We start from the raw sequence: 17,462 nt of genomic DNA, 5'->3' as shown, positions 1-17,462 counted from the left end.
TTCTTGCGCTCAGGCGGTCCAGGTCCGCGCGACGAGAGGGACGCCCGGCCGGTAGGCCAGGTGGACGTGCGTGGGCGCGTCGAGCAGGGTCAGGTCGGCCCGGGCACCCGGTACGACGCGACCGACGTCGGTGCGTCCCAGCGCGGCGGCGCCGCCCGCGCTGGCGGCCCACACGGCCTCAGCGGGGGTCATCCCCATCTCGCGCACGGCGAGCGCGATGCAGAACGGCAGCGAGCTCGTGTAGCAGGAGCCCGGGTTGCAGTCGCTGGCGACCGCGACGGTGACGCCGGCGTCGATCAGCCGGCGCCCCGACGGGTAGGGGTGGCGGGTGCTGAACTCGACGCCGGGCAGCAGGGTCGCGACGGTGCCGGCGTCACGCAGGGCGTGCACGTCGTCGTCGCTGAGATAGGTGCAGTGGTCGACGGCGGTGAGGCCGAGCTCGGCGGCGAGGCGTACGCCGGGGCCCTCCCCGAGCTGGTTGGCGTGGAGGCGGCCCTTCAGGCCGGCGGCGGTACCGGCCGCGAGGATGGTGCGGGCCTGGTCCTCGTCGAACGCCCCGCGTTCGCAGAACACGTCGATCCAGCGCGCGTGCGGGGCCGCGGCGGCGAGCATCGGGCCGGTGACCAGGTCGACGTATCCGGCCGGGTCGTCGGCGTACTCGGGGGCGACGACGTGGGCGCCGAGGAAGGTCGTCTCGTCGGTGAACTCGCGCGCGACCCGCAGCGAGCGGGCCTCGTCGTCGACGGAGAGGCCGTAGCCGGACTTGATCTCCAGCGTGGTCGTGCCCTGGCGGCGCATCTCGGCGACGTGCCGAGCGACGCCCGCGGCGAGCTGGTCGTCGGAGGCGGCGCGGGTGGCGGCGACGGTGGTGCGGATGCCGCCGGCGGCGTAGGACTCCCCCGCCATCCGGGCCTGGAACTCCAGCGCCCGGTCGCCGGCGAACACCAGGTGGCTGTGGCTGTCGACGAAGCCGGGCAGGACCGCGCGGCCGCGAGCGTCGAACACCTCGTCGGCGGCGGGGGCGTCGGCGGCCGCGCCGACCCACGAGACGACACCGTCAGTGAGGACGACGGCCGCGTCGGTGCGCACGCCGAGCAGGTCGCCGGGAGCGGCCGCCGGGTCGTTGGTGACGAGCTCGCCGATGTTGGTGATGAGCAGGCTCATGACGTCCAGATCCTTCCGATCACGTCGTCGAGGGAGCGCCCGACGACGGCGTGGTCGCCCTCGAAGACGACCTTGCCGTCGACCATGACGTGGGTGACGTCGGCCGCGCCGGCCGCAAAGACGGCGGTGTGCTCGTCTCCGCCCGTGCCGGCTGTGCGGGGGGACGCGAGGTCGATCGTGACGAGGTCGGCTCGCTGGCCGACCGCGATCGCGCCGGCGTCGGCGAAGCCGAGGCTGCGGTGCCCGTCGGCAGTCGCGGCGGCGAGCAGCTCGGCGGCGCTCCAGTGGCCGCGTGCCTGGGAGGCGAGGCGCTCGTCCATCTCGACCGCGCGCATCTCCTCGAAGGCGTCGATGATCGCGTGGCTGTCGGAGCCGAGGGTGAGCACCGAGCCGGCCTCCTGCAGCGCGCGGGCCCGGCCGATGCCGTCGCCGAGGTCGCGCTCGGTGGTGGGGCAGAACGACGCGAACGCCCGCGCCTCGCCCAGCAGCCGGACGTCCTCGTCGGTCAGGTGGGTGGCGTGCACGGCGCTCGTCATCGGGCCGAGGAAGCCGTGGTCGGCGAGCAGCCGGGTCGGGGTCACGCCGTGCGCGGCGACGCAGTCGGCGTTCTCCTTGACCTGCTCGGAGAGGTGCACGTGGACCGCTGCGCCGTCGGCGACGTAGCGGGCGAACGCCTTGAGCGCGTCGGCCGGCACCGCCCGCACCGAGTGGGCCGCGACGCCGATCAGCGCATCCGCGCCGGTCAGCGGCGACAGGGCGGAGACCCGCTCCTGCCAGGTCTCCGCCGAGCCGTCGTCGAAGCGCCGCTGCACGCCCTCGGACGCCGCGCCGAAGCCGCTCGACAGGTACAGCGTGTCGAGCAGCGTGATCCGGATGCCGGCGTCGCGGGCCGCGGCGAGGAGGGCGTGGCCCATCGCGTTCGGGTCGTCGTACGGCGTCCCGTCGGGCTGGTGGTGCAGGTAGTGGAACTCCCCCACCGAGGTGTATCCGGCCGCGACCATCTCGGCGTAGGTCGCCTTCGCCAGCGCGTAGTAGGTCTCGGGATCGAGCCGGCCGGCCACGGCGTACATCTGCTCGCGCCAGGTCCAGAACGTGCCCCGGTCGGTCTGGGTGCGCCCGCGCAGCGCACGGTGGAAGGCGTGGCTGTGGGTGTTGGCCAGGCCCGGCAGGGTCAGGCCGCGCAGGCGGGTGCATGAATCCCCGGCCGACCGGGGATTCATGCGCTTGTCGGGGGTTGCAACCCCCGACAAGCGCATGAGATCCCCGTCCGGTGTGACGGAAGTGATGCGTGAGCCCTCGAGCTCCACCAGCACGTCGTGCTGGACCCGGCCGTCGACCCAGGCGTGCTCGAGCAGGTAGGCGCTCACGCCTCGACCAGACCCGTCAGCGTGGTGGCCAGCGCCTCGACCCCCGCGAGGCAGTCGGCCGTCTCGGCCGACTCGTACGGCGAGTGCGAGACGCCCGACGGGTTGCGCACGAAGAGCATGGCGGTCGGGATGCCGGCGTCCTGCAGGATGCCGGCGTCGTGCCCGGCCTGCGTCGGCAGCACCGGCACGCCGCCCAGCCGCTGGACGAGGGAGTCGCGCAGCGCGGCGTCGAACGCGACCTCGCCACTGACCGACTCGGCCGTGACCGCGACCCGGGTCCCGTCGCGCTCCGCCCGGTCGCCGGCCTGCTTCTCGATGGCGGCGACGAGCGCGGCGAGCGCGGCGTCGGACTCCGCCCGCGCGTCGAGCCAGGCCGTCACGTGCGAGGGCACGGCATTGGTGCCGTTGGGCCGGACGTCGATCCGGCCGAAGGTGGCACGCTGGCCGGACAGCCGGGCCTGCTTGTTGGCCGCGAGGGCCGTCATCGCGTAGGTGAGCATCGGGTCGGCGCGGTCCTCCATGCGGGTGGTGCCCGCATGGTCGGCCCGGCCGGCGATGTCGTACCGGTAGCGGCCGTGCGGCCAGATCGCGTCGTGCACGCCGACCGGGGCGTCGAGGTCGATCAGCCCGCGGCCCTGCTCGACGTGGAGCTCGACGTAGGTGACGACGCCCTCGAGCAGCGTCGACCCTGCGTCGTCAGTCGGGCCCTCGATCACGTCGCCGAGCCGGACGCCGTCACGGTCGGTGAGCTCGCGGGCCGCCTCCCAGGTGGTCGCGCCCACGGCGAGCCGGGAGCCCAGGCAGGCGCGGCCGAAGCGCGAGCCCTCCTCCTCGACGAACGCGGCGAGGCCGAGCCGCCGGGTAGGCACCACCCCGCGCTCGCGCAGCAGGTCGAGCGCCGCGAACGACGAGACGACGCCGAGCGGGCCGTCGTACGCGCCGCCGTCGAGGACGGAGTCGAGGTGGGAGCCGGTCAGCACCTTCTCGGCGCCGGTGTCCGGCCCCCACCACGCGACCAGGTTGCCGAACGGGTCCTCGTCGACCTCCAGCCCGCGCGCGGCGGCGGCCTCGCGGAACCACGCCCGGAGCTCGAGCTCGGCGGCATGCCAGGGCTGGCGGAAGTACCCGCCGGAGGACGCCGAGCGTCCGACGGGCGCGAGGTCGCGCCACATCTGCTCGAAGTCGGCCACCTGGGTCACGGGATCAGCTCTCCTGCATCGGGATCCGGACGCCGCGCTCGGCGGCGATCTCGGCGGCGCGCTCGTAGCCCGCGTCGACGTGGCGGATGACGCCCATGCCCGGGTCGTTGGTCAGCACGCGCTCGATCTTCTCAGCCGCGAGCTCGGTCCCGTCGGCGACGCAGACCTGACCGGAGTGGATCGAGCGGCCCATGCCGACGCCGCCGCCGTGGTGCAGCGACACCCAGGTCGCGCCCGAGGCCGTCGCGGTGAGGGCGTTGAGCAGCGGCCAGTCGGCGATCGCGTCGGAGCCGTCGAGCATCGACTCCGTCTCGCGGTACGGCGAGGCGACCGAGCCGCAGTCGAGGTGGTCGCGGCCGATCACAATGGGCGCCTTGAGCTCACCGCTCCTGACCATCTCGTTGAACTTGAGGCCGGCCAGGTGCCGCTCGCCGTACCCGAGCCAGCAGATGCGCGCCGGCAGGCCCTGGTAGTGGACCCGCTCCTGCGCCATGCCGATCCACTTGTGCAGCCGCTCGTTGTCGGGGAACAGCTCCAGGATGGCGCGATCGGTGGCGGCGATGTCGGCCGGGTCGCCGGACAGCGCGGCCCAGCGGAAGGGGCCCTTGCCCTCGCAGAACAGCGGACGGATGTAGGCCGGCACGAAGCCCGGGAACTCGAAAGCCCGGTCGTAGCCGCCCTTGCGCGCCTCGTCGCGGATCGAGTTGCCGTAGTCGAAGACCTCGGCACCGGCGTCCTGGAACTCCACCATCGCCCGCACGTGGGCGGCCATCGATGCCTGGGCGTCCTTGGTGAACCCCTCCGGGTCGCGCTCGGCGGCCTGGTGCCAGTCCTCGAAGGCCACGCCCACGGGGAGGTAGGACAGCGGGTCGTGCGCCGACGTCTGGTCGGTGACGACGTCGATCGGCGCCTTCATCTCCAGCAGCTTCGGGAAGATCTCGGCGGCGTTGCCGAGCAGGCCGATCGACAGGGCGCGCTTCTCGTCGCGGGCCTGGGTCGCCAGCTCGAGCGCGTGGTCGAGGTCGTCGGCCTGGACGTCGAGGTAGCGGTGCTCGATACGGCGGGTGATCCGGCTCTGGTCGACGTCGACGCAGATCGCGACGCCGTCGTTCATCGTGACGGCGAGGGGCTGCGCGCCGCCCATGCCGCCGAGGCCGGCGGTCAGCGTGATCGTGCCGGCGAGGGTGCCGCCGAAGCGCTTGTCGGCGACGGCGGCGAAGGTCTCGAAGGTGCCCTGGAGGATGCCCTGGGTGCCGATGTAGATCCACGAGCCGGCCGTCATCTGGCCGTACATCGTGAGGCCGAGCTCCTCGAGGCGGCGGAACTCCTCCCAGTTGGCCCAGTCGCCGACCAGGTTGGAGTTGGCGATGAGCACGCGCGGCGCCCACGTGTTGGTCTTGAAGACGCCGACCGGCTTGCCGCTCTGGACGAGCATCGTCTCGTCGTCCTCGAGGTCGCGCAGGGTGCGCACCAGGGCGTCGTACGCCTCCCAGCTGCGGGCGGCCTTGCCGGTGCCGCCGTAGACGACGAGGTCCTCGGGACGCTCGGCGTTCTCGGGGTCGAGGTTGTTCATCAGCATCCGCAGTGGGGCCTCGGTCTGCCACGACTTCGCGGTCAGCTCGGTGCCGGTCGCCGCGTGGATGGGCAGGCGGGGGTTGGGCTCGGTGGTCATGCGAGTTCTCCGATCACGTTCGTGACGGCCGCGGTGACGGAGCGGTCGGCGACGAGCTGGTAGGCGGTGTCGATCTCGGGGGCGAGGAAGCGGTCGGTGCCGGGACCGCCCACACCGGCGTCACGGAGCAGGTTCACGACGGCACCGGTGGCCGGGCTCGGCGTCAGCGGGGCGCGCAGGTTGAGTGCACGCGAGGCGGTCATCAGCTCGATGGCGAGGACGCGGGTGAGGCCGTCGACGGCTCTGCGCAGCTTGCGCGCGGCCGACCAGCCCATCGAGACGTGGTCCTCCTGCATCGCGCTGCTCGGGATCGAGTCGACCGACGCCGGGTTGGCGAGGCGCTTGAGCTCGGAGACGATCGCGGCCTGGGTGTACTGCGCGATCATCAGGCCCGAGTCGACGCCCGGGTCGTCGGCCAGGAAGGGCGGCAGGCCGTGGTTGCGGGCCTTGTCGAGGAAGCGGTCGGTACGCCGCTCCGCGATCGAGGCGAGGTCGGCGGTGACGATCGCGAGGAAGTCGAGCACGTAGGCGACCGGCGCGCCGTGGAAGTTGCCGTTGGACTCGACCCGGCCCTCGTCGGCGAGGACGACGGGGTTGTCGACGGCCGAGGCCAGCTCGCGCGAGGCGACGGACGCCGCGTGCGCGACCGTGTCCCGCGCCCCGCCGTGCACCTGGGGCGAGCAGCGCAGCGAGTAGGCGTCCTGGACCCGGTTGCAGTCGGGGCCGCGGTGGGAGGCGACGACGCCGGAGTCGCGCAGCAGCGTGGTGAGGTTGGCCGCGGAGGCCGCCTGGCCCGGGTGCGGGCGGATGGCCTGCAGCTCGGGCGCGAACACCCGGTCGGTGCCGAGCTGGCCCTCGACGGACATGGCGGCCGAGATGTCGGCGACCTTGAGCAGCTCGGTGAGGTCGTGGATCGCCAGCACCAGCATGCCGAGCATGCCGTCGGTGCCGTTGATGAGCGCCAGGCCCTCCTTCTCCTGCAGCTCGACCGGGGTGAGGCCGGCGGCGGCGAGCGCGGTGGCGGCGTCGGTCAGCTCACCGTCGGCGGTGCGGACCGGGCCCTCCCCCATGAGCGCGAGCGCACAGTGGGCCAGCGGGGCGAGGTCGCCGGAGCAGCCGAGCGATCCGTACTCGTGCACGACCGGCGTGATGCCGTGGGTCAACAGCGCGGCGAGCAGCTCGGCGGTCTCCCGTCGTACGCCGGTGTGGCCGGTCGCGAGGGTCGAGAGCCGCAGCAGCATGAGGCCGCGGACGACCTCGCGCTCGACCTCGGGCCCGCTGCCGGCGGCGTGCGAGCGGACCAGGGAGCGCTGCAGCTGGGCACGCAGCTCGGGGGCGATGTGCCGGGTGGCGAGCGCGCCGAACCCGGTCGAGACGCCGTAGTGCGGCGTCGGCGACGCGGCGAGATCCTCGATGACCGCGCGCGCCTTGTCGATGGCCGCCAGGGCCTCGTCACTGAGCACCACGCCAGCGCCGCCGCGGGCGACCGCCACCACCTCGTCGAACGACACCGCGCCCGTCCCGACCGTCACTCTGTCCATGCTCCGATTCCACCCCGTCGGGTTGGCGCGCGCCAGGGCCGACCGGCATCATGAGTCTCAGATCCGAGATGTCAGGCAGAAGGAGGCCGAGGATGGCCCAGGTCCCCGCGGCCACCCGGGCGCTGCGCGTGCTGCGCTTCCTGGCCGGACAGCCGGAGCCGGTCGCCGTCGAGCGGATCGCCCGAGAGCTGGAGATCCCGCGGTCGACGACCTATCACCTGCTGCAGGCCATGGCCGACGAGGGCTTCGTGGTGCACCTGGCCGACGAGCGCCGCTACGGACTGGGGGTGGCGGCCTTCGAGGTCGGGTCGGGGTACGCCCGCCAGGCGCCGCTGCAGCGCCTGGCCCGGCGGCCCCTCGCGACCCTGGTCGACCGGACCGGTCACAGCGCGCACCTCGCCGTCCCCCACGGACGCGACGTGCTCTACGTCGTCGAGGAGCGGGCGCCCGGGCGGCCACCGCTGGTCACCGACGTCGGAGTCCGGCTGCCTTCCCACCTCACCGCCAGCGGACGGGCGATCCTGGCCCACCTCCCGGCCAGCCAGGTCCGCGCGCTCTATCCGGACCGCACCGCGTTCGTGGACCGCACGGGCGTCGGTCCCGGCTCCCCCACCGCCCTGCGGTCGGTCCTCTCCGAGACCCGGCAGCGGGGCTACGCGATCGAGGACAGCGAGGTCACGGCCGGCATGGCGAGCGTCGCGGCGGCCGTGCTGGACCACAACGAGCTGGCGGTCGCGGGAGTGGCACTCACCTTCCCGACCGACGAGCTCGAACAACGCCAGCGCGAGCGGCTGGCCGGTGCGGTCGTGGCCACCGCCGACGCCCTCGGCCGGCGACTCCGGGGGCGCTGACGCCCGCTCGCGGACGACCTCAGAAGTCATCAGGAGTTATCACGGGTTTCATCCGCACCGTTCCCGGGCATCGATCGCTGCACCGCGGACTCCCCCGAACCAGTCCGACGAGACACCTGGAGCACCCATGCGACTTCTGACCTCGGGGCCCTCCGCCCTGCTGCTGGCCGCCTCGCTGACCCTGGCGAGCCCCGCCCTCGCCTCCGCGTCGGAGCCCGTGGCCCGCTCGGCAGCCGCCGAGCCGGCCATCAGCATCGCCGCCAAGAGCACCCAGGTCGAGCGCGGCAAGAAGGCCGTCGTGACCGGCACCGTCGCCAACAAGAAGATCACCCGGGTGACCCTCCAGCAGAAGCGCGTCGGCACGAAGTGGAAGGCCCAGGCCACCACGAAGGTCAAGGCCGACGGCAGCTACAAGCTCAAGGACAAGACCACCACGGCGGTGATGCGCAAGTACCGCGTGATCAGTGCCGCGGGCCCGAAGCAGAAGTCCGCCAAGGTGACGGTCGGCGTCTACGAGTGGCGTGACCTGACCAAGATGCAGCCCCGCGTCATGGCCGGATGGTTCGTCGAGAAGACGGTGAGCGTCAACGGAGTCGCCTACGGCCCGGCCTACCGCGGATGGTCCCAGCCCGCCTCCTCCCCTGCGCTCGTGGACTACAACCTCAACCGCGACTGCGTCTCCCTGCGGGCCCGGTTCGGCATCAGCGACGCATCCGACCTCGCCGGCCGAGCGACGATCTCCGTCGCCAGCGACGACGTCGCGGTCTACTCGAAGCCCTTCGGCATCACCCAGTCGGAGTACGTGACCCTGCCGCTCGGCACGCCGTTCCGGGTCGGCATGACCTTCACGGTGGAGAACCCCGGCGGCCTGCCGACGGCCCCCAGCGTGATCCCGGTCGTCGCCCAGCCCGAGGTGTTCTGCACCTCGGCGAAGTAGCGGCTGCCTGCGACTCACCCAGCAGCGAGGTCGGTGACGGGGTTGCCCCCGAAGCCGACCTCGTTGCCGTCCGCATCCCGGTAGATCACCTTCCGGACGCCGTCGCCGTAGGTCTCCTGCTCCGCCGGCTCGATCCCGCGGGCGGCGATGCCGGCCACCCGGTCCTCGAGGTCGTCGACGAAGACCGTCTGTGCGGCGTAGCCCGCCCGCTCCGGGCGCTGCTCGACCACCAGCCAGCGGTGCGGGGCCAGCTCCCAGACCGCCTCGGTCTCGTGGGCGAGGAAGGAGGGTGGTCCGCCGAGCAGCGCCTCGTACCACGGTCGCGCCTGCGCGTAGTCGCGCACGCACACCCCCGCGAACAGCTCGACCCCGTCTGCCAGGAACTCGCTCATGCCGGGACAGACCGGGCGCGGGCGCCGGATTCATCGGGGCGGCACAGAAGGGGACAGAGGACCAGGCGGCCCGCCTCGATGAGTTGGTTCTGTCGTTCGACCGTGCTTTCATTGAGGTGCAGGCCCGGGAGTCGTCCCTAAGGACGCATTCCGGGCTTGCGTCCTTCCACGAAGTGGTCTGCCCGGATCAGCGGCGCCACGCTCGTCGGCCATCGTCCACCGCGCTGCAAGCACCATGCGATGGCATCGCTCACCCAGAGAATCGGCTCCTCGAAGTGCCGTAGATGTCGAACACTGCCGAACGCACCGCGGGCAATCGCAAGGTCTGCCTCCCGGGACGGTTCGTCGGTCTCGATCACGACGACTTCAGCACGCTGTGCTTCGGCCTGGGCGAAGACCGTCCGAAGCGCCACCCCTCGAGCGCTGGGATCAGGAAGACCACGAACCCGCACGACCGTGCACGACAGCGGGAGCTTCAGGAGTTCGCGGACGACGCGACCGCGTTGGCTGTCGGTCAGCTTCTTGAAGTGCACTCGAACCCGACCCGACGGCACCAGTGATCGCATCACCCCTCGCACCTGGATCAGATCCGGCGCCGCAACCCAGGTAGCCACCAGGATGTAGTCGTCGCCTTCGTCTCGTCGACGAAGACATGGGCACCGCGAGGTGGCTCGAGCGGCGTTGGCATGCCTGCAGAGTGCCGTCGAGGCCCGACACATCAGCCGAGCAGGCAGCGAGCGCCTCCCATCGTCCGACGGTGGGCAGCATTCCGACCACCGCCTCGACAGCTGGCCCGCAAGGCAGCTTCGCTTCCCGCGGGAAGGCGCCTACTTGTCGGCCTCGCGCCAGGAACGCCGCCGGGCTCGCCCCCACCACCAGTCGTACGACGCCGGGTCGGCGCCGTAGGCGACGCTCATCGCCCGGCCGGTGGCGGCGAGCAGGTCGGGCCGCCCTTCGTCGGTGGCGTGCTGGGCGGCACGCGCCAGCTCGGCGCCCTCGGCCCAGGCCACCTCGTCGGTGGGCAGCGGCAGGGCGGCGAGCTGGCGGGCGCTGACCTTGACCGAGCCGGGCGTCAGTCCGCTGCCGAGGTAGCGGCTCGCGGCGTGGGCGACGAGCGGTGGCGCGAGCGTGATCGCGAGCAGGTGCCACAGGTCGGCGGGGTCGTGCGGGACGACGCTCACGACGGGCACCGACGGCAGCCACGCGCCGTGCTCGTCGGCCACGGCCTCGATGACGCGGCCCTGTCCGGCCACCAGCAGCTTGGGCACCAGGCGCGCGTCGGCCCACCGGGCCAGCGCCGATCCCCCCGCGTCGGCACGCAGCGCGGCGAGGTCGACCGACGGGGCGTCGTACCGCCGGCGGGCGAAGCGGGTCGGCACCCGTCCCCAGCGTGACTCGGCGGGATCGATCAGACCCGTGGTGACCAGCGGGGTGCCGTCGGGGAGGCCGTCGCCCACGAAGGGCGCGAGGCCGTAGTACTGGTCGCGGAAGTCGGCAGTGCAGGTGGCACGCTCGCCGAGCGTGCCGGTGCCGGCCGGCAGGGTGACGGGCGGGATGCCGAAGGCCGGTGCCGCGAGCGCACCCCACGTGTCGGGGTCGGTCGCGGGCCCCGCGCCGATCCGGACCACGGGGACGCAGGTGAGGACCGGGGTCCCCTCGAAGACCGGGCGCTCGCTGCACCAGAAGTCCGTGACCGCGCCGCGACCGGCGACCGCCGCCCGGACCGGCCCGGCGTCGCGGGCGGCGAGGACCGAGATCGGCTGCACCAGGGCGACCGTCCCCCCGGGTCCGGCGAGGTCGAGCGCGCGGTGCAGGAACACCGCGCTGGTGTCGGTGTACGCCCCCAGACCGCGGCGATGCTGCTCGCTGCGCCCCGCCGAATGCCGCCGGAGCTGGCCGAGGAAAGGCGGGTTGCCGAGGACCGCGTCGAAGGTCCGGCCCTCCCACGCGGTCAGCCCGTCGGCCACCACCACGCGGCGCTCGATCTCGGCGCGCGGCACCGCCGGGTCCACGGCGTGCAGGCGGTCGCGGGCGATCCGCACCGCGTCCGGGTCGAGGTCGGACCCGTGAACGGCACGAACACCGAGCCGGTGGGCGGCCGCGACCAGGAAGTGCCCCGTCCCGCAGGCGGGGTCGAGCACGCTCCCCGCTGCCGGCAGGGCCCGGTCGAGAACCCACGCGACCAGCTCCGGCGGCGTGTAGAAGGCGCCCTGCGCGCGACGCCGGTCGCGGTCGTGGTCGGCGAGGTGCCGCTCGTAGGCGTCGGCGGCCTCGTCCGCCTCCGTCCGCCGCGCCATGCTGGGACCCTAGACGAATCCTGTTATGGTCATAATGACTACAACATCGAGGAGCCGCGATGGACCGCCCCGTCCAGCCCACCACCGGACTGCTCACCGACCGCTACGAGCTCACCATGCTCGACTCCTTCGTGGGCGACGGCAGCGCCGGCCGGCCCGCGGCCTTCGAGGCCTTCGCCCGCCGGCTGCCCGAGGGCCGCCGCTACGGCATGCTCGGGGGGCTCGGCCGGCTGCTCGACGCGATCGAGCGCTTCTCGTACGACGAGGCCGAGCTCGCCTGGCTGCAGGAGCAGGGCGTGATCGGCGCCGCGACGGCCCGGTGGCTGGCGGACTTCCGGTTCTCCGGCGACATCGACGGCTACCGGGAGGGCGACCTCTACTTCCCCGGCAGCCCCATCCTCACCGTCACCGGGTCGCTCGGCGAGTGCCTGGTGCTGGAGACCCTGGTCCTCAGCGTCCTCAACCACGACACGGCGATCGCGAGCGCCGCGGCCCGGATGGTCGACGCCGCCCGGACCCCGGACGGAGCCGGCCGGCCGATCATCGAGATGGGCGGCCGGCGCACGCACGAGGAGGCGGCGGTCGCGACCGCGCGGGCGGCGTACCTCGCCGGCTTCGCGACGACGAGCAACCTCGCCGCCGGGCGGCGGTACGGCGTCCCGACCGCCGGCACCGCCGCGCACGCGTTCACGCTGGCCCACCACACCGAGGCCGACGCGTTCCGCAGCCAGGTCGAGGCACTCGGCGTCGGCACGACCCTGCTGGTCGACACCTACGACATCGCCGAGGGCATCCGCACGGCCGTCGAGGTGGCGGGCCCGGGGCTCGGCGCGGTGCGGATCGACTCCGGCGACCTCGCCGAGGAGTCCCACAAGGCGCGTCAGCTGCTCGACCGCCTCGGCGCGACCGGCACCCGGATCGTGGTGACCAGCGACCTCGACGAGTTCGTCATCACGGCGCTCGCCGACGCGCCCATCGACGGCTACGGCGTCGGCACCCGCGTCGCCACCGGCTCCGGCCACCCGACCGCGAGCATGGTCTACAAGCTGGTCGCCATCGCCGACGCGCCGGGCGAGCCACTGCGCCCGGTGGCGAAGAAGTCCCCGGACAAGGCCTCGGTCGGCGGTCGCAAACAGCCCTTCCGGCAGTACGACGACCAGGGGATCCTCGTCGCGGAGTGGTTCACCGCGCACGACGCTCCCCCGCCGGGTCCCGGCGCCCGTCCGGCCCAGGTCGCACTGGTCCGCGCCGGCGAGGTCGTGCACCGCCCGGACCTCGGCGAGATCCGCGACTTCGCGGCCGCGACCCTCGCCACCCTGCCGGCCGAGGCGCGCACGGTCGCCGCCGGACCGGCGTACCTCACCGCGTCACTACGAGAGGAGAGCACGATGAAGGACACCCACGACCGGCGGGCCCTGATCGTCGTCGACGTCCAGAACGACTTCGTCGAGGGTGGCTCGCTCGGCGTCACCGGCGGCCGGGAGGTCGCCGGCCGGATCAGCGCGCACCTCGCCGCCCACGCCGGCGACTACGTCGTGGTCGCCGCGTCCCGCGACTGGCACCGAGGGGGCCACGAGACGGGCGAGACGAACGGCGGCCACTTCCACGCGCTCGGCGAGGAGCCCGACTTCGTCACGACCTGGCCGGTCCACTGCGTGCAAGGCGAGACCGGCGCCGACTACGCGCCCGAGCTGACGACTGACGCGGTCACCCACCACGTCGTGAAGGGCATGGGCGAGCCGGCGTACTCCGCCTTCGAGGGGGTCACTGCGGCGGGCGATCGGTTGGCGGAGGTGCTGCGGGCGGCCGGCGTCACCGAGGTCGACGTCGCCGGCATCGCCACCGACCACTGCGTGCGGGCGACCGCGCTGGACGCGGTGGGCGCGGGCTTCCGGGTGCGCCTGCTGGACGGCCTGCACGCGGGGGTCGCCCCGGACTCGTCGGCACGGGCGCTCGAGGAGCTGGCCGCGGCCGGCGTCGAGGTGGCCCGATGAGCCTCGGCACCGGCCACCCGCCCTTCGCGGTGGCCGTCGACCTGGCCGTCTTCACCATCCGCGACGGCGCGCTGGCCGTCCTGCTCGTGGAGCGTGCCGAGGAGCCGTTCGCCGGCTCATGGGCGCTGCCGGGCGGCTTCGTCGAGCCCGACGAGGACGCCGAGCAGGCGGCCTGGCGCGAGCTGCGCGAGGAGACCGGCCTGGGCGACGTCGAGCGCTTCCCGGGTCATCTCGAGCAGCTGCGGACCTACTCCGCGCCCGACCGTGACCCGCGCCAGCGGGTCGTGTCGGTCGCGCACGTCGCCCTCGCCCCCGACCTGCCCGAGCCGCGGGCCGGCACCGACGCCGCGGATGCGCGCTGGTGGGTCGTCGACGACCTGCTGGAGGGACTGGACGCGGACGGTCCGACGCTCGCCTTCGATCACCGCCAGATCCTCCTGGACGCGCGAGAGCGGGTCCGGTCCAAGCTGGAGTACACGACGCTGGCCACCGAGTTCGTCGCCGAGCCGTTCACCCTCCCCGAGCTGCGCCGTGTGTACGCCGCGGTCTGGGGCGCGCCCCCCGATCTCGGCAACTTCCGCCGCAAGGTGCTCGGCACCGACGGCTTCGTGGTCCCGACCGACGTGCGCGGCGAGGCGACCGAGGTCGGTGGGCGCCGCGCGCTGCTCTACCGACGCGGCCCCGCGACCGTCGTACAACCGCCGATGGCCCGGGGCTGAACGGGCACGGCGCGCAACGTCATGCGTTCGGTGGGCTCAAGCCCACAGGACGTATGACGTTACACACGGAACTCAACCAGATGGTTGACAAAGGAGCAGCTCCCGGCGTTTAATCAACCACATGGTTGAGCAAGACGACCGGCTGTCGCGGGTCTTCGGCGCCCTCGCCGATCCGACCCGGCGCGACATGGTGGCCCGCCTGGCGGCGGGCGACGCGACGGTGAGCGAGCTGGCGGCGCCGTACGCGGTCTCGCTCCAGGCGGTCTCCAAGCACCTCAAGGTGCTGGAGGAGGCGGGCCTGGTCCAGCGCAGCCGCGACGCGCAGCGACGACCGGTCCATCTGGACGCGGAGGTGTTCGACCTGATGACGAAGTGGATCGAGCGCTACCGACGACAGGCCGAGGAGCGCTACCGACGACTGGACCAGGTCCTCGCCCGGATGCAGGGCAAGGACATCGACGACACCGACGACCCCCGCCGCCCGAACGACGCCGAGCGGCAGCACCGACCCGAAGGAGCAGCAGGATGAACACGAGCACCGGCAACACCGCGCCCGAGGCCCTCATCGAGGCCGACCCGGACGTCCCCACCGTCCGGATCGTCCGGGAGTTCGACGCACCGCGTGAGCTCGTCTACCGCGCCCACGTCGAGCCCGAGCTGGTGAGGCAGTGGATGGGACCCGACTCGATCGGGATGGAGATCGACGTGTGGGACATCCGCACCGGCGGCGAGTACCGCTACACCGCGGTCCGCGACGGCGTCGAGATCGCCCACTTCTACGGCGCCGTGCACCGGGTGAACGAGAACGAGAAGATCGTGCAGACCTTCGGGTTCGAGGAGATGCCCGACGCGGTCAGCCTCGAGACGATGGTGTTCGTCGAGCTGCCCGGCGGCCGCACCCGCCTCGAGGGACTGTCCGTGGTCTACGACTTCGAGTCGCGCGCCGGCATGCTCGCCAGCGGCATGGAGGTCGGCATCAACGAGGGGTACGCCGCACTCGACCGCCTCCTCGCCTCGTTGACGGGCGCGGAGGCGTGATCCCGGCCGGTCCGGCCGAGGAGCACCGGAGCATCGCGGGCACCTTCGGCGAGCGGGTCCGCGGGGTGGCCGCCGACGGCTGGGACGCGCCGACACCCGTCGCGGAGTGGGAGGCCCGCGACGTCGTGCGCCACCTCGTGGAGTGGTTCCCGGCGTTCCTCGCCGACGGCTCCGGCCTGCGCCTGCCGGCCGGACCACCGGTCGACGACGACCCGGTCGCCGCCTGGGAGCAGCACGCCGCGGCGGTGCAGGCCGTCCTCGACGACCCGGCCAGCGCCGGCATCACCTTCGCCCACCCCCGCCTCCCCGCGATGCCGCTCCCCCGCGCGATCGCGGAGTTCTACACCGGCGACGTCTTCATGCACACCTGGGACCTCGCCCGCGCCACCGGCCAGGACGACACCCTGGACGCCGAGCGGTGCCGAGTGATGGTCCAGGGCATGGAGCCGCTCGACGAGATGCTGCGGCAGAGCGGGCAGTACGGCGCGAGGGTGCCGGTCGCCGACGACGCGCCCTGGCAGGACCGGCTGATCGGGTTCATCGGCCGCGACCCCGCCTGGCCGCGGCCGTAATCTGCTGGAGCGCTGTCCGTGGCGCGCTCTAGCCTCCTGTCATGGCGTACGACGATGAGCTGGCCGGGCGGCTCCGTGACCTCCTCGCGGAGGAGCCCGCCGCGGCAGGCCTGGAGCTGACCGAGAAGAAGATGTTCGGCGGGCTGGGCTTCATGGTCGGCGGCCACATGGCCGTCGCCGCCAGCGGCCAGGGCGGCCTGATGGTGCGGGTCGACCCCGCCGAGGGTGCCGAGCTGGTGGCCACGACACCGGCCTACCCGATGGAGATGCGCGGGCGCACGATGAGCGGCTGGCTGCGCGTCGACCTCGCCGACCTCGCCACCGACGAGGCGCTCGGCACGTGGGTGCGCCGCGGCGCGTCGTACGTCGCCGGGTTGCCGCCCAAGTCCCCCGGACGGTGAGGTCCTTCTGGGCGGCGCTGCCGACGGAGGGCCGCTGGCTGCTGTCGACCGTCGCGATCCAGACCCTGGGCCGTGGCCTGACCCTGCCGTTCACGCTGATCTACCTGCATGAGGTCCGTGGCTTCGAGCTCGGCCTGTCCGGCACCCTGATGGCGCTGATCGCGGTGGTCGGCTTCCTCGTCACCGGGCCCGGCGGCGCGCTCGTCGACAGGTACGGCGCCCGCGCGGTGCTGCTGGTCGGCATCGCCGCGATGATCGCGGGGAACCTGATCCTGGCGTTCGCGACCACCCCGGCGGTCGCCGCTGTCGCGCTGGTGCTGGTCGGCTTCAACTTCGGGGTGTCGTGGCCGGCCTTCAACGCGCTGATCGCGGCGGTCGTCACCGGTGACCTGCGCCAGCAGTACTTCGGCATCAACTTCGCCCTGGTCAACCTCGGCATCGGGGTCGGCGGCGTCGTCGGCGGGCTGTTCGCCGACGTGGACCGGCCCGGCACGTTCACCGCGATCTTCGTCGGCGACGCGGTGAGCGGCCTGGTGCCGCTCGCGCTGCTGCTCGGGCCGCTGCGGCACGTCCACGGCCGGGCGACGGCGCCCGAGGACGGCTCGACGCCGGCCGCCGTCGGCTACCTGACGATCCTCAAGCAGCCGGCGGTGCGGTGGCTGACGCTGCTCACCTTCGTCGGCACGTTCATCGGCTACGGCCAGCACGAGGCCGGCTTCCCCGGGTTCGCCCGCCAGGCCGCCGAGGTCTCCACCCGCACGATCGGGCTGGCCTTCGCGGTCAACACGGTGGTCATCGTGGTGCTGCAGTTCTCGGTGCTGAACCGGATCAAGCGCCATCTCCGCACCCGGGTGATGGTGGCGATGGCGGCGATCTGGGCCCTGGCCTGGGGGCTCCTCGGCCTCGCGGGCGTCGTGCCCGGCGGCGGCGTCGCGATCGCCGGCGTCCTCGCCTACATGGCGGTCTTCGCGCTGGGCGAGACACTCCTGCAGCCGACGGTGCCGGCGATGGCCAACGACCTCGCCACGGACCACACCCGCGGCCGCTACAACGCGATCACGGCGGCGGCCTTCCAGGGCGGCGCGGTGGCCGGACCGGTCGTGGCCGGCTTCCTGCTGCAGCACGACCTCGCGCCGGCGTACATCGCGGTCATGGTCGCGGGCTGCGTGGCGATCGCCGTGATGGCCCTGATCCTCGAACGCCATGTGCCGACGGCCGCCAACGGCGGCCCGGTGGTGGCGTCCGCCACACCTGGCGGCGGATGACGCCGCACGATTTCCGGGGCAACCGGCGCCGGTCGTAACGTTTTCAACCGTGA

17 protein-coding genes and 1 pseudogene are annotated in these 17,462 nt (G+C 73.2%); 10 read left to right on the top strand and 8 right to left on the bottom strand.

The genetic code is table 11. The annotated features are described in order from the left end of the window. Nucleotides 1-9 precede the first annotated feature (9 nt). From hutI to hutH, 5 genes are read right to left on the bottom strand one after another with little or no spacing between them, the layout of a single operon-like run. Entirely contained in the window at nucleotides 10-1,164 is a 1,155-nt protein-coding gene (hutI, locus tag RB608_RS26170; RefSeq protein WP_308091029.1) for an imidazolonepropionase, read from the bottom strand. Then, nucleotides 1,161-2,531, bottom strand: a complete 1,371-nt coding sequence (locus RB608_RS26165) for a formimidoylglutamate deiminase (protein WP_308091028.1) — start codon at nucleotides 2,529-2,531, stop codon at nucleotides 1,161-1,163. The genes hutI and RB608_RS26165 overlap by 4 nt, the downstream gene beginning before the upstream one ends. Beyond that, the gene (locus RB608_RS26160) at nucleotides 2,528-3,730 is read right to left on the bottom strand and encodes an allantoate amidohydrolase (RefSeq protein WP_308091027.1); all 1,203 of its coding nucleotides are present in this window, start codon (nucleotides 3,728-3,730) and stop codon (nucleotides 2,528-2,530) included. The genes RB608_RS26165 and RB608_RS26160 overlap by 4 nt, the downstream gene beginning before the upstream one ends. Before the next feature lie 4 nt (nucleotides 3,731-3,734). Then, nucleotides 3,735-5,402: a urocanate hydratase gene (gene hutU, locus RB608_RS26155; protein ID WP_308091026.1), complete on the bottom strand. Its 1,668-nt coding sequence runs from the start codon at nucleotides 5,400-5,402 to the stop codon at nucleotides 3,735-3,737. Continuing rightward, complete coding sequence (gene hutH / locus RB608_RS26150; RefSeq protein ID WP_308091025.1) at nucleotides 5,399-6,943, bottom strand: histidine ammonia-lyase; 1,545 nt, start codon at nucleotides 6,941-6,943, stop codon at nucleotides 5,399-5,401. The genes hutU and hutH overlap by 4 nt, the downstream gene beginning before the upstream one ends. Before the next feature lie 92 nt (nucleotides 6,944-7,035). On the opposite strand from hutH, the gene RB608_RS26145 reads away from it, so the two are divergent. Then, a complete protein-coding gene (locus RB608_RS26145) occupies nucleotides 7,036-7,794 on the top strand; it encodes an IclR family transcriptional regulator (protein WP_308091024.1) in 759 nt (252 codons plus the stop codon). Between the two features lie 127 nt (nucleotides 7,795-7,921). Further along, the gene (locus RB608_RS26140) at nucleotides 7,922-8,731 is read left to right on the top strand and encodes a hypothetical protein (protein ID WP_308091023.1); all 810 of its coding nucleotides are present in this window, start codon (nucleotides 7,922-7,924) and stop codon (nucleotides 8,729-8,731) included. Between the two features lie 14 nt (nucleotides 8,732-8,745). On the opposite strand, the gene RB608_RS26135 is transcribed toward RB608_RS26140, so the two are convergent. The 3 genes from RB608_RS26135 to RB608_RS26125 form a co-directional block, all read right to left on the bottom strand. Then, nucleotides 8,746-9,123, bottom strand: a complete 378-nt coding sequence (locus RB608_RS26135) for a VOC family protein (protein WP_308091022.1) — start codon at nucleotides 9,121-9,123, stop codon at nucleotides 8,746-8,748. Between the two features lie 137 nt (nucleotides 9,124-9,260). After that, the gene (locus tag RB608_RS26130) at nucleotides 9,261-9,737 is read right to left on the bottom strand and encodes a hypothetical protein (protein WP_308091021.1); all 477 of its coding nucleotides are present in this window, start codon (nucleotides 9,735-9,737) and stop codon (nucleotides 9,261-9,263) included. Nucleotides 9,738-9,950: 213 nt separating this feature from the next. Continuing rightward, nucleotides 9,951-11,420, bottom strand: a complete 1,470-nt coding sequence (locus RB608_RS26125) for an N-6 DNA methylase (protein WP_308091020.1) — start codon at nucleotides 11,418-11,420, stop codon at nucleotides 9,951-9,953. A 59-nt stretch (nucleotides 11,421-11,479) separates the two neighbouring features. On the opposite strand from RB608_RS26125, the pseudogene RB608_RS26120 reads away from it, so the two are divergent. From RB608_RS26120 to RB608_RS26085, 8 genes and pseudogenes are all read left to right on the top strand, one after another. After that, nucleotides 11,480-12,820, top strand: a pseudogene (locus tag RB608_RS26120) (nicotinate phosphoribosyltransferase); the annotation flags it as partial. Continuing rightward, a complete protein-coding gene (locus RB608_RS26115; RefSeq protein ID WP_308091060.1) occupies nucleotides 12,809-13,414 on the top strand; it encodes an isochorismatase family protein in 606 nt (201 codons plus the stop codon). The pseudogene RB608_RS26120 and the gene RB608_RS26115, both read left to right, overlap by 12 nt. Then, entirely contained in the window at nucleotides 13,411-14,133 is a 723-nt protein-coding gene (locus RB608_RS26110; protein WP_308091019.1) for an NUDIX hydrolase, read from the top strand. Before RB608_RS26115 ends, RB608_RS26110 begins: the two co-directional genes overlap by 4 nt. Before the next feature lie 121 nt (nucleotides 14,134-14,254). Then, complete coding sequence (locus tag RB608_RS26105; protein ID WP_308091018.1) at nucleotides 14,255-14,662, top strand: metalloregulator ArsR/SmtB family transcription factor; 408 nt, start codon at nucleotides 14,255-14,257, stop codon at nucleotides 14,660-14,662. Then, the gene (locus RB608_RS26100; RefSeq protein WP_308091017.1) at nucleotides 14,659-15,171 is read left to right on the top strand and encodes an SRPBCC family protein; all 513 of its coding nucleotides are present in this window, start codon (nucleotides 14,659-14,661) and stop codon (nucleotides 15,169-15,171) included. Before RB608_RS26105 ends, RB608_RS26100 begins: the two co-directional genes overlap by 4 nt. Then, nucleotides 15,168-15,743 carry a TIGR03086 family metal-binding protein gene (locus RB608_RS26095; protein ID WP_308091016.1) on the top strand — a complete coding sequence of 192 codons (576 nt, stop codon included), beginning with the start codon at nucleotides 15,168-15,170 and terminating at the stop codon, nucleotides 15,741-15,743. The genes RB608_RS26100 and RB608_RS26095 overlap by 4 nt, the downstream gene beginning before the upstream one ends. Nucleotides 15,744-15,784: 41 nt before the next feature. Then, a complete protein-coding gene (locus tag RB608_RS26090; RefSeq protein ID WP_308091015.1) occupies nucleotides 15,785-16,144 on the top strand; it encodes a TfoX/Sxy family protein in 360 nt (119 codons plus the stop codon). Continuing rightward, complete coding sequence (locus RB608_RS26085; RefSeq protein ID WP_308091014.1) at nucleotides 16,141-17,409, top strand: MFS transporter; 1,269 nt, start codon at nucleotides 16,141-16,143, stop codon at nucleotides 17,407-17,409. The genes RB608_RS26090 and RB608_RS26085 overlap by 4 nt, the downstream gene beginning before the upstream one ends. Nucleotides 17,410-17,462 lie beyond the last annotated feature (53 nt).

The sequence above is a fragment of the Nocardioides sp. LHD-245 genome, assembly GCF_030929495.1.
Taxonomy (GTDB): Bacteria; Actinomycetota; Actinomycetes; order Propionibacteriales; family Nocardioidaceae; genus Nocardioides.
Note: the sequence above shows the minus strand (reverse complement) of the source record. Positions and strands in the feature narration are given on the sequence as shown.

Coding starts and splice junctions, on each gene's coding strand:
- RB608_RS26140 (WP_308091023.1), top strand. CDS start 7,922: ATGCGACTTCTGACCTCGGGGCCCTCCGCCCTGCTGCTGGCCGCCTCG.
- RB608_RS26105 (WP_308091018.1), top strand. CDS start 14,255: ATGGTTGAGCAAGACGACCGGCTGTCGCGGGTCTTCGGCGCCCTCGCC.
- RB608_RS26115 (WP_308091060.1), top strand. CDS start 12,809: ATGAAGGACACCCACGACCGGCGGGCCCTGATCGTCGTCGACGTCCAG.
- RB608_RS26110 (WP_308091019.1), top strand. CDS start 13,411: ATGAGCCTCGGCACCGGCCACCCGCCCTTCGCGGTGGCCGTCGACCTG.
- RB608_RS26090 (WP_308091015.1), top strand. CDS start 15,785: ATGGCGTACGACGATGAGCTGGCCGGGCGGCTCCGTGACCTCCTCGCG.
- hutU (WP_308091026.1), bottom strand. CDS start 5,402: ATGACCACCGAGCCCAACCCCCGCCTGCCCATCCACGCGGCGACCGGC.
- RB608_RS26125 (WP_308091020.1), bottom strand. CDS start 11,420: ATGGCGCGGCGGACGGAGGCGGACGAGGCCGCCGACGCCTACGAGCGG.
- RB608_RS26100 (WP_308091017.1), top strand. CDS start 14,659: ATGAACACGAGCACCGGCAACACCGCGCCCGAGGCCCTCATCGAGGCC.
- hutH (WP_308091025.1), bottom strand. CDS start 6,943: ATGGACAGAGTGACGGTCGGGACGGGCGCGGTGTCGTTCGACGAGGTG.
- hutI (WP_308091029.1), bottom strand. CDS start 1,164: ATGAGCCTGCTCATCACCAACATCGGCGAGCTCGTCACCAACGACCCG.
- RB608_RS26145 (WP_308091024.1), top strand. CDS start 7,036: ATGGCCCAGGTCCCCGCGGCCACCCGGGCGCTGCGCGTGCTGCGCTTC.
- RB608_RS26135 (WP_308091022.1), bottom strand. CDS start 9,123: ATGAGCGAGTTCCTGGCAGACGGGGTCGAGCTGTTCGCGGGGGTGTGC.